The sequence below is a fragment of the Pantoea sp. genome (assembly GCF_039594315.1).
Lineage (GTDB): Bacteria > Pseudomonadota > Gammaproteobacteria > Enterobacterales > Enterobacteriaceae > Pantoea.
In genome coordinates this window covers 18,627-32,692 of sequence record NZ_JBCNNP010000010.1, presented here as the reverse complement: position 1 = coordinate 32,692, position 14,066 = coordinate 18,627, and the positions used below count along the sequence as shown (strand labels likewise).

General features: G+C 52.5%; 13 protein-coding genes. 7 read left to right on the top strand and 6 right to left on the bottom strand.

All coding sequences use genetic code 11. The annotated features are described in order from the left end of the window. The first annotated feature begins 131 nt into the window (after positions 1-131). Positions 132-896: a glycosyltransferase family 25 protein gene (locus ABDW13_RS09310; RefSeq protein ID WP_343552271.1), complete on the top strand. Its 765-nt coding sequence runs from the start codon at positions 132-134 to the stop codon at positions 894-896. 14 nt (positions 897-910) lie between these two features. Next, the gene (locus ABDW13_RS09305; RefSeq protein WP_343552351.1) at positions 911-2,152 is read left to right on the top strand and encodes an O-antigen ligase family protein; all 1,242 of its coding nucleotides are present in this window, start codon (positions 911-913) and stop codon (positions 2,150-2,152) included. A gap of 10 nt (positions 2,153-2,162) precedes the next feature. On the opposite strand, the gene ABDW13_RS09300 is transcribed toward ABDW13_RS09305, so the two are convergent. Further along, a complete protein-coding gene (locus ABDW13_RS09300; RefSeq protein ID WP_343552269.1) occupies positions 2,163-3,089 on the bottom strand; it encodes a glycosyltransferase family 2 protein in 927 nt (308 codons plus the stop codon). 236 nt (positions 3,090-3,325) lie between these two features. Between ABDW13_RS09300 and ABDW13_RS09295 the strand changes: the two genes are divergently transcribed. Then, on the top strand, positions 3,326-4,777 hold the full coding sequence (locus ABDW13_RS09295; protein WP_343552268.1) for a methyl-accepting chemotaxis protein: 1,452 nt from the start codon (positions 3,326-3,328) through the stop codon (positions 4,775-4,777). A gap of 32 nt (positions 4,778-4,809) precedes the next feature. Here ABDW13_RS09295 and ABDW13_RS09290 read toward each other — a convergent pair whose 3' ends face one another. The 3 genes from ABDW13_RS09290 to ABDW13_RS09280 form a co-directional block, all read right to left on the bottom strand. Beyond that, positions 4,810-5,100, bottom strand: coding sequence for a DUF1330 domain-containing protein (locus ABDW13_RS09290; protein WP_343552267.1), 291 nt, complete (start codon positions 5,098-5,100; stop codon positions 4,810-4,812). Then, positions 5,100-5,981 carry a glutathione-dependent disulfide-bond oxidoreductase gene (yghU, locus tag ABDW13_RS09285; protein ID WP_343552350.1) on the bottom strand — a complete coding sequence of 294 codons (882 nt, stop codon included), beginning with the start codon at positions 5,979-5,981 and terminating at the stop codon, positions 5,100-5,102. The genes ABDW13_RS09290 and yghU overlap by 1 nt, the downstream gene beginning before the upstream one ends. A 102-nt stretch (positions 5,982-6,083) precedes the next feature. Further along, on the bottom strand, positions 6,084-7,103 hold the full coding sequence (locus tag ABDW13_RS09280; protein ID WP_343552265.1) for a LacI family DNA-binding transcriptional regulator: 1,020 nt from the start codon (positions 7,101-7,103) through the stop codon (positions 6,084-6,086). A gap of 100 nt (positions 7,104-7,203) precedes the next feature. Between ABDW13_RS09280 and ABDW13_RS09275 the strand changes: the two genes are divergently transcribed. Further along, on the top strand, positions 7,204-8,208 hold the full coding sequence (locus ABDW13_RS09275; RefSeq protein WP_343552264.1) for a Gfo/Idh/MocA family oxidoreductase: 1,005 nt from the start codon (positions 7,204-7,206) through the stop codon (positions 8,206-8,208). Between the two features lie 199 nt (positions 8,209-8,407). Here the strand turns inward: ABDW13_RS09275 and ABDW13_RS09270 are convergent, their stop codons facing one another. Together ABDW13_RS09270 and ABDW13_RS09265 are read right to left on the bottom strand one after the other, a co-directional pair. Then, a complete protein-coding gene (locus tag ABDW13_RS09270) occupies positions 8,408-9,289 on the bottom strand; it encodes a sugar phosphate isomerase/epimerase (protein ID WP_343552263.1) in 882 nt (293 codons plus the stop codon). Between the two features lie 16 nt (positions 9,290-9,305). Then, positions 9,306-10,343 (bottom strand): Gfo/Idh/MocA family oxidoreductase, encoded by a 1,038-nt coding sequence (locus ABDW13_RS09265; protein ID WP_343552262.1) that lies wholly within the window; start codon positions 10,341-10,343, stop codon positions 9,306-9,308. Positions 10,344-10,651: 308 nt separating this feature from the next. Between ABDW13_RS09265 and ABDW13_RS09260 the strand changes: the two genes are divergently transcribed. From ABDW13_RS09260 to ABDW13_RS09250, 3 genes are all read left to right on the top strand, one after another. Beyond that, positions 10,652-11,680, top strand: coding sequence for a LacI family DNA-binding transcriptional regulator (locus tag ABDW13_RS09260; protein WP_343552261.1), 1,029 nt, complete (start codon positions 10,652-10,654; stop codon positions 11,678-11,680). A gap of 232 nt (positions 11,681-11,912) precedes the next feature. Further along, positions 11,913-12,836 (top strand): TIM barrel protein, encoded by a 924-nt coding sequence (locus ABDW13_RS09255; protein ID WP_343552259.1) that lies wholly within the window; start codon positions 11,913-11,915, stop codon positions 12,834-12,836. A 10-nt stretch (positions 12,837-12,846) separates the two neighbouring features. Then, the gene (locus tag ABDW13_RS09250; RefSeq protein WP_343552258.1) at positions 12,847-14,016 is read left to right on the top strand and encodes a Gfo/Idh/MocA family oxidoreductase; all 1,170 of its coding nucleotides are present in this window, start codon (positions 12,847-12,849) and stop codon (positions 14,014-14,016) included. Positions 14,017-14,066: the final 50 nt, after the last annotated feature.

The window sequence follows — 14,066 nt, the reverse complement described above, 5'->3', positions numbered from 1 at the left end:
TTCTTACAACATTTGGCGCCGGCCTAAAGTAAAAGGTGCTGAAAATCGTCGCGTTTCGTGTAAAATTCCCCTCTAAATTTATTTGAACATTGCATAACTTTGTGATTTTCCAACATGATTTTGAGGCTTAGATGAAGGTTTTTATCATCAATTTGGAAAACTATGCAGCCAGAAAAGAGCATGCGTTGCAGCAGTGCAACAGCATTGGATTAGAGGCTGATGTTTTCAATGCAATTGATGGCCGTTTGCTTTCGCCTCAACAAATAAGCGAAAAAACCCATCCTGAATTATCGGTTGGATTAACTGAAAGCGAAATTGGTTGTGCTTTAAGCCATCATGGCGTGTATGAAAAGATGGTCAGGGAAAACATCGAGTTAGCCTTGGTATTAGAAGATGATGTGTTGTTTGACGACCATTCGCGCAATGTTATTGATTATCTGTCCAATCACTTCCCGCAACGACCAACACTTTGCTTATTAAGTGAGGTAAGAAAATACCTGCGTGGCGGAGAAAAGATCCCAACTTCAGACCACAAGATTGTGAATGTTAGCCAGGCTGCACTGGCTCATGCTTACTTTATCAATCTGGCTGCCGCTAAAAAGCTTTACGAATTTATGTATCCCATTTGGCTTGAAGCCGATCGTTGGACATTCCTGATTGAGTCTGACGTGGTCAATATTAAAGCCGTGGTGCCGCCGATAGGGCATTTATCTGAATTAAGCTTTGAATCGACAATTTGGCATGGTGGTGCTGAACTGGAGAGTAAAAAAGTTGTCAGGGAATTACGCAAGGTGACGGTGAAGAAAATCAGAAATAATCGTCCCTTAAAGATTAAACTGAAAAATTCATTGTGGCGCATATTCATTCGACCATTTTTTGAAGTTAAACAGGATTAAGGGTTTTGATATCAGTGTTAAATAGAAATAATCTTCATCTGTTGCTGCCGTGCCTGGCATTTGCTTCATTGGTTTCTATTTTGCCACTCGCGTTTGTTTATGAAAAAGGTGGGCGTGTGCTGTTTTATTATTGCGCCTACTTCTCATTAACTGGCTTGGTGCTGGACGCGTTTAAAAAGAAAACCATTAATTTAAAGAATAGCAAAGCGCTTGCCATGTTAATGTTGGGTGTGATGTTCATCGGCTGGTCTTTATACGCGAAATATTATGATGGCGAAGCTGGGGAGCTCTATTTTACCGCGGGAAAACGATGCGCGCTGGCTTTCATTATCATGACCTATATTTTTTATCTTTATCGCGAAAAAGTCCTTGATAACGCTTTAATAATAAAGTGTTGTGCGATTTCACTGGTGTTAGCCTTTATCACCTCAAGCTCATTTGCATTCATTCAGGCATTGACCTCACCGGAAAGAGTGGTGCTGGGCATTAACCGCGCTACGCTTACCGCCTACGCCTACTCAGCAGTGACCTTAGCGCTGATTACCTGGATTTTGTACTCGGTTGAAAGTCACTATAAAAAACTCTATTTCTTAGCCGTTGCCATAATCTCACTGGGTGTGATTATGTTAACGCAGACGCGTTCTGCAATGGTTATTCATACACTGTTATTGGCTTATTTGACTTTTAGACTTTTTACCTTAACGCGCAATATTAAGTTTATTGGTTTTGTCGCACTGTTAATGCTGGTTGCGGTTGGTTTAAGTTATAAAGTGATTGAAACGCGTTTCGATACTTCCGTTCAGGAATATCACGATTACCAGCAAGGTAATGACCGAACATCATTAGGTTCGCGTTTTACCATGTGGAAAACTGGCATCTTGTCTTTCGAGCAGGCGCCATTTGGTCAGTCGCAAACAGAACGCAATCAGTTCATCACTCATTATTTAGATGCACACAATAATAAAGACTCTTGGGCGATAATTTATATTAAGGTTCATCTGCACAATGAATTTATTCAGTATGCTTCTCTATTTGGTGTGTTGGGCGTGTTGGTACTGCTGTATTTCTTCTACATCTTTATCATTGCTGAGTACAAACGTAACGGCTCATTAACCCCCATCGCCATGGCGGCTATTGCCATATTGCTTTACGGAATGACCGATGTTGTCCTCACCTCAATCGAATTTATTGCCATGTTTAGTGTATTGGTGGTGATGTTAACGTTGATGGGAAATAAAGAAACCAAGCGCCGTTAAGGCGCTTTTTTTAGAATCCCTTCAATTTCATTTTCATAAACTTTTTCTTCAGGCTAAATCTGACTTTGTTATCAACCAGGAAAGAAAAGGTTGGAACATGGTTTATCGCCTGCTTTACCACAAATTTCTCGTGCTCATCACCAATCATCGAATAAAACTTATGTGCCAAATTAATCCAATGGCAGGCAAGCAGGTTGCGGTATTTGTCACCCAACACATTATCCATCTGTTGCATGGCTTTGATCAGCATCGATATCTTATCCGCATCCAGTTTGCTTGAGAGACTTTGCCCGCGCTTAAAATAGAGATAAGGCCCCTGGCTCGCTAACGCGATGTTATGGCTGGCTTTGAGGATTGAGGGGAATAGAAAAGCATCCTCATAACAGGTGAAGTCCGGGAAATGATGATCAGCAAACAGCGAACGCTTAATAAACTGGCCAATGAAATGTGCCTGAACTTCGCGATGGATGAGGAATTTTTCAATAATTTGATGTTGAGTCAATGCGGTCACGCTTAATCCCTGCCACTGCTGTGGTCTGGATTTATTCTCATAAACCTCATTTAGCGGAGCGAGCAGCATATCAGGTTGCTGTTGCTGCAAGAAGCTCACAATATCAGCGAATGAATGCGGCAATAACTGATCATCGCCATCCAACATGGTGATGTATTGACCGCTGCATTGGCTAACGCCAAAGTTTCTGACTTTGCCAATATTACGCAGCGCGACATCAAAGATTTTTACCTGCGGCAGGGCAGTTGAGAAAGATTGCAGTAGTTCAGCAGTATTATCCGTCGATGAGTCATTCACCAAAATAATCTCAACCGCTTGCTCAACGCCAGTACAGGCATTTTTAAGGCTGTCTAATGTGGCGGAAATATAGCGATCGCAGTTATGCGCGGTGACCAGAACGCTGAGAATGTAAGGTGAATCCATCATAAATATCTTTCCGCAGTCGCTCAAAGAGCACTAAATGCGCATAGTACACCAGCTTTCCGGCAGGAATTGAAGGAATTTGGCTAGCCTTAAAGTCGTGAGCAGGGTCGCAGCGTGATCAACAATTAGTTACCGCAATTAAACTTCTTTGCCAATTCGCCGATAGTTTATACACCTAGTCCGTGCGCTTGGCCCCGCGCTTTGGGCTTTCTGATCACCTTTAGGTATGGAAAAAACCGATGATCGCAACGCCCTTGTCAGGTCCGACGGCTTCGCCGGCGGAGATGGTTTCCCTCAAACGCATTGCGCAACGCGCTGATAGCCTGGCGGTGATTTTAAGCTGGGCGCTGTGGCCGATTACGCTCGGCGTGGGCTGGTTCAATGACAACCTGATGGTGGCGGTGATCGCGGGATTACTGCTGGCGCTGCTGGCGACCTTCTTCGGCACCGTGTTACGCGGCACGCTGACTTCGCGTTTGGTGTTATCGACGCTGTTAATTGGTTGGGCGGGATTGTTGATTCAACTGGGCGACGGCGAGACCGAATATCATTTTTACGTGTTTGTGTTGATGTCGGCGCTGCTGGCGTGGCGTGATGTTCGTCCAATAGTGATGGGCGCAGCAGCGGCGGCAACGCATCATGTGTTGTTCAATTATCTTCAAGCCAACGATCTGTTTGGCGTCATCGTGTTTCATCATCCCGGCTGGGACATGGTGCTGTTCCACGCGCTGTTTGTGGTGGCGCAAACCGCCATGCTGCTGGTGATTGCCCGACAGATGGCCGCCGACGCGCGTTCCGCCAGCGAAGTGGCGGAATTGGCGGCGCACATCAATCAGCAAGCCGGTTATTTAACGCTGAGCGCAGACACGCAGCAGAGCGAAACGCCGTTTGCGCGTACTTTCAGCACCACGCTCGGCACCATGCACGGTACTTTGCATCAGGTCAGCGCGGGCGTGGGTTTGCTGTTGGCCGAATCCGACAGCATTCTTGAGCGCAACGCGGCGCTCTCAACGCGTACCGACGAACAAGCGCAGGCGCTGGAAGTGGCGGCCAGCGCGATGACTGAAATCAGCATCGCCGCCAGCTTAACCCGCGATAAAGCGCAGGGCGCACGCGAGTTAGCCAGCGAGACACGCAATGTGGCGACGCGCGGCGAAGAGAATATTCAGTCGGCGATCCGTTCGATGGAGAAGATTAGCGAAGAGTCGCGCCGGGTGAAAATCATCCTTGAACTGATCGACGGTATCGCCTTCCAGACCAACATTTTGTCGCTGAATGCCTCGGTTGAGGCGGCGCGCGCCGGTAATCAGGGACGCGGTTTTGCCGTGGTGGCGAGCGAAGTGCGTAATCTGGCGATGCGCAGTGAAAGTGCGGCGCGTGAGATTCGTCAGCTGATGGATGCCAGTTCTGCCAGTACTGAACATGGCAGCGCGCAAGTGCAACATGCGGCGCAAACCATGCGAGAAATTCACAGCAGTATCAGCGGGTTGTCGCAGTTGGTGACGGAGTTATCGGAGATGAGCGAGCAGCAGAATCTGAGCATTGAGCAGATCCAGCAGAGCATTAATAGCATCGACCATAGCGTGCATCATAACGTGCAGCATGTAGCGGAAACCCTGCAGGTGGCGCAGCAACAGCAGCAACAAGCCAATGCGTTGCAGCAGGCGATTTCATTGTTCAGGTTGGGATAAAAAAGGCGATCCGCGGGATCGCCCCACAACAATTAGGCTACGCCGTTAACCAGCAACACGCGGTAATTGGCGCCTTTCACGCGATGCGCTTTGGCTTCCTGATAGGCCGGGCTGTTATACCAGTCCTTCGCCGCTTCAGCATTCGCAAACTCCAGCACCACCACGCCTTCAGCTTCACGACCTTCCAGCACTTCCAGATCGCCATAAAACGCTAGCGGCGTGATCTGATGATCGCCACGCGCCTCGCCAGCTTTCTGCGCGTAGGTCGCCAGTTGATCCTTATCCAGCGTTTCATCCTTAATCATCACTACATAAGCTGCCATTATTTCTCGCCTCGCGCCTGACGTTTGTCTTCAGTATTGGTATCGAAATCGGAGGCATCGTGGCGCTCCAGCAGTTGATCCTGCGGTTCGGCACCGAAGGCACGATTCACCTTACGGCCACGAATCACCGCTGGACGCTCAGCAATCTCTTTCGCCCAACGCAGCACATTTTTGTACGACTTGGCATCGAGAAATTCGCTGCCGCCATATTGATCGTTCAGCACCAAATTGCCGTACCACGGCCAGGTGGCGATGTCGGCGATGGTGTATTCATCACCGGCGAGGAAGCGGTTATCCGCCAGTTGACGATCCAGCACGTCGAGCTGACGTTTGGCTTCCAGCGTGAAACGGTTTATCGCGTATTCGATTTTCTCTGGCGCGTAGTGATAGAAGTGGCCAAAACCGCCGCCGAGGTACGGCGCGGAACCTTGCAGCCAGAACAGCCAGTTAAGCGCTTCGGTGCGGCCCGCCAGCGAAGTTGGCAGGAAGTGACCGAATTTCTCCGCCAGATACAGCAGAATGTTGCCGGACTCAAACACGCGCTGCGGTGGCGTGACGGAATGATCGCTAAGCGCCGGGATTTTGGAGTTGGGGTTCACATCAACAAAACCGCTGGAGAACTGATCGCCATCGCCAATGCGGATCAGCCAGGCATCGTACTCGGCGTCTTTCGCGCCCACTGCCAGCAACTCTTCCAGCAGAATGGTCACTTTCTGGCCGTTTGGCGTGCCCAGCGAATAAAGCTGAAGCGGATGTTTGCCGACCGGCAGGGTTTTCTCATGCGTCGGCCCGGCGGTTGGACGGTTGGTTTTCGCGCCGTTACCTTTGGCTTCCGGGTCCCAGGTCCAGACTTTCGCGGGCTGATACTGATGTTCCGACATAGTGATTTCGCCTTGTTGTGTTTGCATTTTTTGCTGCTACTGAGTGTAGCAGCCAGGATTACAGGCGATTTAACCGCGCTGGCGGTGCCACGCAAAGTCCGATTATGTAAAGTTCTCTTGCGTAAACAGCATAAAGTCGACTTTGCCGGGCTGATAAGTGTCGGGCGTTTCGCCCTCTTCAAGGTGGCGCAGCAGCAAGGTGAGCGCCAACTGCGCATGGCGGCGGGTGTTTTGATCGAGCGTCAGCGTCAGGACGCGTTTTTCCAATAGCTGACGCGTGGTGCTGTAAAGTTCATGCGTAACGTACACCACTTTTCCGCCTAGGCGATGGCGTGCCAGCGCTTCATCAATCTGCGTGTTGCCCATGCCGGTGTTGTATAAGCCAACAATCTGCTGCGATCCCGCCAGCGTTTTCTCCAGCAGGCGGCTGATGCGCGCGCGTTCATCTTGCCCCGCCAGAATTTCGCGTAAACGTAATTGCGGAAATCGCTCGGCCAGCACTGCCTGGAAGCCTTCAATGCGCTGGCGATGGGCAGAATAATCGGCGCGCCCGCTGATCAACACCACATCACCTGGCTGCGACAGCATACTGCCCAGCATTAATCCGGCGGTGCGTCCGGCTTTGTATTGATCGATGCCGACATGGCATAAACGCTCGGCATTCGGCAAATCAGCCACCAACGTGATCACCGGCACACCACGCGCTTTGCAGGCCGCCAACGCGTCATAAATCTGTGGCGTTTCATGGGCGAAGACAATCAGCGCATCCATCTTCTTGCTGCTGGTTTCAATGTGGCGGGCTAATTTCTCCGGCGCGTTTTCCGGAATGAGGGTGCGATGCAAGCGTAAGCGGCGATAGCCCAGTTCATCGGCCAGCGTGGCGAAATCCTGCGCCAGCTGTTGAAAGAAGAACGAACCATTGCCGCTGAGCAGCACTTCAATCTGCCACGTGTGGCGATGTTCTTCCGGCAGAATGCGTTTTAAACCGGCGTCACGCGCCGCTTGCAGGATCTTTTTGGTCATCGCGGGTGACACGCCACCACGATCGTTGAGTACCCGATCCACCGTGGCGACACCTACACCAACTTGCTTCGCCAACTCGGCGAGCGTCACTGCTTTCATCTGAGTGAATTCCATCAAAAACCGCGTTCAGACAGCCTGCCAGAAAGCGCTATTTTGACAAGCTCGGCTATCCCGAACTGTGAACAGAAGAGGCGTTAACATGCAGACTTTGCAACGTTTTGCATTGATTGGCAGTGGATTTATCGGCCAGGTCCACGCGGCGAATTTGGCGTCGCATCCTGGCGTGGAATTGGCGTTGGTGTGCGACATTGATCATGCGCGTGCTGAGACGGTGGCGCAGCGTTTTGGCGCAGTGGCGGGCAGCGTGCAGCAGGCGCTGAATAGCGATGCGATAGATGCGGTGCTGATTGCCAGCGCTACGCCAACCCACGCCGATTTACTGGAACAGGCGGTGCGCGCGGGCAAAGCGGTATATTGCGAGAAGCCGATCGATCTGTCGCTACAGCGTGCGCGTGACGTCGTAGAGAAGATCTCGCCGATCAAGGTGCCGGTAACGGTGGGCTTTAATCGCCGATTCGATCTCAGCCATCAGCAACTGAAAGCGCAATTCAAACAGGGCGTGATTGGCAAAGCGGAATTGATTCAGATGGCGTGCCGCGCGTCTGAATTGCCGCCGATTAGTTATTTACACGCTTCTGGCGGCCAGATGCGCGATCAGGCGATCCACTTTTTCGATTTACTGCGCTGGCTGACCGAAGATGAAGTGGTGACGGTTGGCGCGCTGGGCGCGGCGCTGGCGATGCCGGAAATTCGTGAGTTTGACGTGGACACTTCGGTGCTGATTATGCGTATGCAGCAGGGCGCGCTGGCGCAGTTGGATAACACCCGGCGTACCGCGTATGGCTACGACGAGCGCATCAGCGTGATGGGCAGCGCCGGCATGCTGGCTTCGGAAAGCCAGTCAACGCGCGGCGCGACCTTGTATCAAGGTAATGGCATTACGCAACCGGGTTTGTATGCGGATTGGTTTAGCCGCGTGCAGACGACCTATTACAGTCATTTGGATGCGTTTGTGCGGCATATAAAGGGTGAGCAAGTGGATGGATTGCCGGGATTGATTGACGGTTTGCGTGCCCAGGCGATTGCCGAAGCGGCGCAGCTTTCGTTGGTTCGCGGCGAGTTTGTGGCGGTGGAGGGGATTTGAATTTTAGAAGAGGAGGGAGGTTTGTGCGCTTTGTCCCTCACCCTAGCCCTCTCCCACAAGTGGGAGAGGGGACCGTTTGGCGCGGCCTGGCAGAATGAGTGCATTCCTTAACAATAGCTCGATCGGTTCCTTCTCCCGCTGGCGGGAGAAGGTTAGGATGAGGGACAGCGCGCACCATCCAACTGTTAGACCTCGCCGATCAGCCCAACAACTCGCGCTCAATCAACTCGCGCGTTTCAACTGCCTGATATTTCATCTTTTCTGGATAGCCAAACAGCGCTGCTGAGATAATCGATTCGCCGCCCACTTTATAACTGCGATTAGCAAAATCCATCTCACGCAGCGCTTCAAACAGCGCATCGAAATTCACCTCGCCTTCGCCGACCGCCACGTGCTGGTGGATGGTGGCATCCACGCCCGGCGGGTTGACGATATAGCGACAATGCTTGGTGTGATTCATGGTATCGGCGATCAACATGTGCGACAGATCGTCGCCAGCATAGTGCAGCATGCTTTTCACATCGCCGACGCCTTTGTCGTAATAGAAGGTGTGCGGCGCGCTGTAAATGTACTTCACGTTATCGCTGCGGAACGACTTCACGATATCTGCGGTTTCGTTGCTCTGCTCGCAGAAATCCCACGGATGTGCCTGAATTTCGACGCGAATGCCTTCACGTTCGAAGATTGGCAGCAGTTCTTCCATCGAACGGTAGAACATCTCTTCACAGATTTCGGGTTCGTTGGGATTGCCAGAAAGCTCGGTATTGATCACCTGCACGCCCATCTCGACGGCAATCTCAATCATGCGTTTCCAGTTCTTCACCGCCGCCTGACGACGCAACTCATCCGGGCCAGACCAGCGATAGACGGTAATAAACGATGAGATCTCCACGCCGGTGGCGTTCAGCGCATTTTTGTATTCGCGCATGATTTCGCGGCTGGCTTTGGGATGTTTATAGAACGGATTGATCTGCGGATGTGGCGATTGCTCAATGTATTTGTAGCCCCATTCCGCCACCTGATGCACCATGCGCGTAATGCCTAAGTCCCTGATTACATCCACATCAAAAGCGATTTTCATTGTTTTCTCCTGAGCGTTAAGCGGTGCGCTCTTCATTGAACACCACACCAATCTGCTTTCTGACTTCGTCCATGGCGCTGAGTGTGGCCAAAGAGGTCGCCAGCGGGCGCACGGGAGAGTCGAGCAGGCCCTGATGAATGCACCAGGCGGTGTGGTCGATTTCATGACTGAGCTGAATATAGCGATCGTTGGTTTCTTCCCAGCGCAGCGTGTGGCGGCCATCGCTGGAGGTAACACGGAAGTTGCCCGGCGCGTAGAACTGGCCGTCAAGGTACAGCGTGGCATCGCAACCGGCGATCACTGCCGTGCCGGGCGTGTTGCTGAACAGCGTAGTGTTCAGCACCGCATGCATGCCGTTGGCGTGGGTAAGCAGCATCGATGTTTGGCCGTTGACGCCGCCCGGCGCGGGTTGGCCTTTAGCGATGATGCTTTCTGGCGCACCGGCGACCAGCACGCTAAAACTCACCAAATAACTGCCGAGATCCAGCATCGGGCCACCCGCCAGTTCGTGATTAAAGATGCGATGATCTGGCGTGAAATGTTCACCATGATCGGCGATCAGCGTGTGTACGTCGCCTAGCGCGCCATCGGCTAATAGCTGGCGAATCACATCGTACTTCGGCGCAAAATCGCACCACATCGCCTCAATACACAAACGCTGTTGTCTCTGCGCTTCCTGTTGCAGTTGCAAAGCCTGCTGCGCATTGAGCGCCAGCGGTTTTTCAATCAGCACATGCTTGCCAGCCTGCAAAGTACGCAAGCCATCGGGGAAGTGGTGATTGTGCGGCGTGGCGATGTACACCACATCAATATCATTGCGGCTCAGCAACGCATCAATACCTTGCACCGCATGGGGAATCTCCCATTTGCGGGCAAAAGCCTGCGCTTTATCGAGGCTGCGCGAAGAGACCGCTACCAGTTGCTGTTGCGTATGGTGGCGCAGCGCGTTGGCAAAGTGGTCGGCAATCCAGCCGGGACCGACAATGCCCCAGCGCAACGCCGGAATTTGGTGAGTGGGATGACGGCGCGGGGCAGGTAAGGTGGTAGGGAACATATCCTCTCCATTTTTTATTTAATGAGGCAGATCGCTTTTCACTATAAGAAGCGGATGCGGCCGCCTCTAACCTTTTGCTGATGCAAAACCATCACTCTGCACCGCGAGCATTGGACAAATAAATATCAAACATATGTTCTGATTAGAATTGAAATGAAATTAACCATTTCATTTTTGCGAGAGTGATCAAAATACTGAGAGATTAACTATCAAAAGTTGAGAATTGATGACGACATGCACGCGCAATTGTTACCGAGTTTAGGTATTATTTTTGATAACTTTTTATCATGGGTTGTTGAGGATATTGGATGAGTAAGATCACCATGAACGCGATTGCTGCCGCTGCAGGCGTCGGCGTGGCTACCGTTGATCGCGTATTGAACCGCCGAGCGCCGGTGCGTGCTGCCACCGAGCAGAAGGTGCTGGAAGCAGCGAATCGGCTGGGATATCGCCTGGATAACGCGCCGTTATTAAACAATAGCTTAGTGGCATCTAACGCCACGCTGCGCATGGGTTTTATCCTGCTATCCAAATCCTACTCGTTCTATCATTCGCTCACCGATGCGCTGCGCCAGCACACGCAGCCTTTCCATCCCGCAGGCAGCGAACCGCGCTTTGCCTGGCACGATATTGATGATGTTGATGCAGTGGTGGCATCGCTGTACGCGCTGGCAGAGCAGGTGGAGGCGATTGGTTTGGTCGCGCTGGATCATCCATTGATTCGCCACGCCATTACGCAGATTTCGCGTCAGGGCGTGCGGGTTTACGCGCTGTTTTCTGACTTCTCACCCTGCGGCCACGCCGGCTATGTTGGCGTCGATAATCAAAAATCCGGACGTACGGCGGCGTGGATGGCCTCGCATCTGCTACATCAGCCGGGTTCGGTGGGCGTGCTGGTGGGGGATCACCGTTTTATTTGCCAGGAGAGTTGTGAGATCAGCTTCCGCTCTTATCTGCGTGAACAGGACAGCACGCGGCGCGTACTCGAGCCGCTGAAAACCAATGAAACCATTGATGGCGGCTATCGCGCCACGCGGCAGTTGTTGGCAGAGAATCCTGATTTGGCGCTGATCTTTGCGCCGTGCGGCGGCATTGAAGGCGTGATTCACGCACTGCGTCAGCAACCGCAGCGCAAGGTGGCGTTGATTTGCCACGGGCCGGTGAAAGAGGGCGAACTGGCGCTGATCGATGGCACTATTACGGTGATGATGCGCAATCGCATTGATGAGATGGCGGCGCGTTTGGCGCAGTTGGTGCAGCAGCAACATGCCGAGCCGGGCGATCACTTCACTCAGGTGATTTTGCCGTTCGATATCGTGACGCGGGAAAACCTGTAGGGAGTTCGATATAGGCACATATTCGTAGCGGCGCAATTTATTGCGCAATGTTGCAACGTTGAGGAAAATCAAAACAACGCGATAAATCGCGCCGCCACAGCATTTGATAGATTACCTATCATTTTTATGATGATAAATATTATGATCGCTATCAAAAAATGAATGTTTCATGGTTGTTGGTGGTGAAATATTTATTTGATACTTGCGCCATCCATCACCGCAAGGAACGATCATGACAATTCACATCGCAAACGCGCCCTGTAGCTGGGGCGTGGATGATCCGAAAAATCCCTTCCTGCCGCCGTGGCAGAAAGTCCTGAGCGAAGCATCGCAGGCGGGATACCAAAGTATTGAGCTGGGGCCGTGGAGTTATTTGCCAGTGGATGCCGCTGAACTGCGCCAGCAGCTCAAAGCCCATCACCTTTCGCTGGTGGCTGGCACCCTCTTTGATGATTTGGTCAGCGAAGCCAATTTCCCGGCGATGGTGGAACTGACACACAACATCTGCCGCAATTTGTCATTGGTGCCTACCGCAACCAAAACCCACGCGGATAATTATCCGGCCCCTTATCTGGTGATTATCGACTTTGGTAATCCTGAACGCGCCAAATATGCCGGGCAATCGGATAAAGCGCCGCGCCTGTCAGACGCGGATTGGCAGCGCATGATGCAGCACATCACAACGCTGAGTCGGATTGCGTGGCAAGAATATGGCGTGCGCGCGGTGATTCATCCGCATGCAGGTGGTTGCATTGAGTTTGCCGATGAACTGGAACAACTGGTGCAGGACATTCCGCATGACGTCGCCGGTTTGTGCCTTGATACCGGGCATCTCTATTACTCCGGCATGGACCCGATTCCCTACCTCAATCGCTACTGGGATCGCATCGATTACCTGCATTTCAAAGACGTTAATCACGCGGTGTGGCGCGATGTGATTGCTCGCGGCGTGGATTTCTTTGCCGCTTGCGCGCAAGGCGTGATGTGCCCGATGGGTCAGGGCGCGATTGATTATCCGGCGGTACGCGCCTTGCTGGCGGAACGCCATTATCAGGGCTGGATCACCATCGAACAGGAGCGGGATCCACGCGATGCCGACACCAGCCTGCGCGACGTCACCGCCAGCCTGCACTATTTGCAATCCGTCGGATTCTGAGGAGAACAACATGATTAACGGCATCAAAGTATTAGATCGTTCACTGCGCTGGGGCATGGTCGGCGGTGGTGGTACCAGCCAGATTGGTTACATTCACCGTTCCGCCGCCACGCGCGACAACAACTTCAGCTTGCTGGCGGGCGCATTTGATATCAACGCCGAACGCGGCCGTGCATTTGGTACGTCGCTGGGCATCGACGCTGAACGTTGCTACGCCGATTACGAGACCATGTTTGCCGCCGAAGCGGCGCGTGCGGACGGCATTGAAGCAGTGTCCATCGCCACGCCCAACAACACCCATTTCTCCATCTGCCGCGCGGCGCTCAATGCCGGTTTGCACGTGGTGTGTGAAAAGCCGCTGTGTTTCACCGCCGCCGAAGCCGACGAGCTGGAAAAACTGTGCGCGGAGAAACAGAAAATCATCGGCGTGACTTACGGTTACGCGGGACATCAGATGATTCATCAGGCGCGCGAAATGATCGCCGACGGTTTGCTCGGCGAGATCCGCATCATCAACATGCAGTTTGCTCACGGCTTCCACAATCAGGCGGTGGAACTGCAAAACGAAAGCACCAAATGGCGCGTCGATCCGCGCTTTGTCGGGCCAAGTTATGTGCTGGGCGATTTAGCTACTCATCCGCTGTTTATCGCCGAAACCATGGTGCCGCAGTTGCAGGTCAAGCGCTTGCTGTGCAGCCGCCAGAGCTTTGTCAAAACTCGCGCTCCGCTGGAAGATAACGCCTTTGTGATGATGGAATACGACAACGGCGCGGTCGGCACCATGTGGGCGTCGGCCGTGAACAGCGGTTCGATGCACAGCCAGAAAGTGCGGGTGATTGGCGAGAAGGCCAGCCTGGAGTGGTGGGATGAGCAGCCGAATCAACTGCGCTATGAAGTTCAGGGCGAGCCAGCGAAGATCCTCGAGCGCGGTATGGGTTATTTGCATGCCAACGCATTAGCTGATGATCGTATCGGCGGCGGTCATCCAGAAGGGCTGTTTGAAGCCTGGTCGAATCTTTATCGCCGTTTTGCGTTGGCGATGGATGCCACCGATCGCGGTGATGACGCGTTCCTGAAAGATTTCTGGTATCCCGGCGCGCATGCCGGTTTGATGGGCGTGCGTTGGGTCGAGCAGTGCGTGAAATCGGCAGATGCTGGCGCGGTGTGGGTGGATTGCTGAGTCCTACTTAGTCGCACGAAATCGTAGCGGCGCATTTTATTGCGCGATTT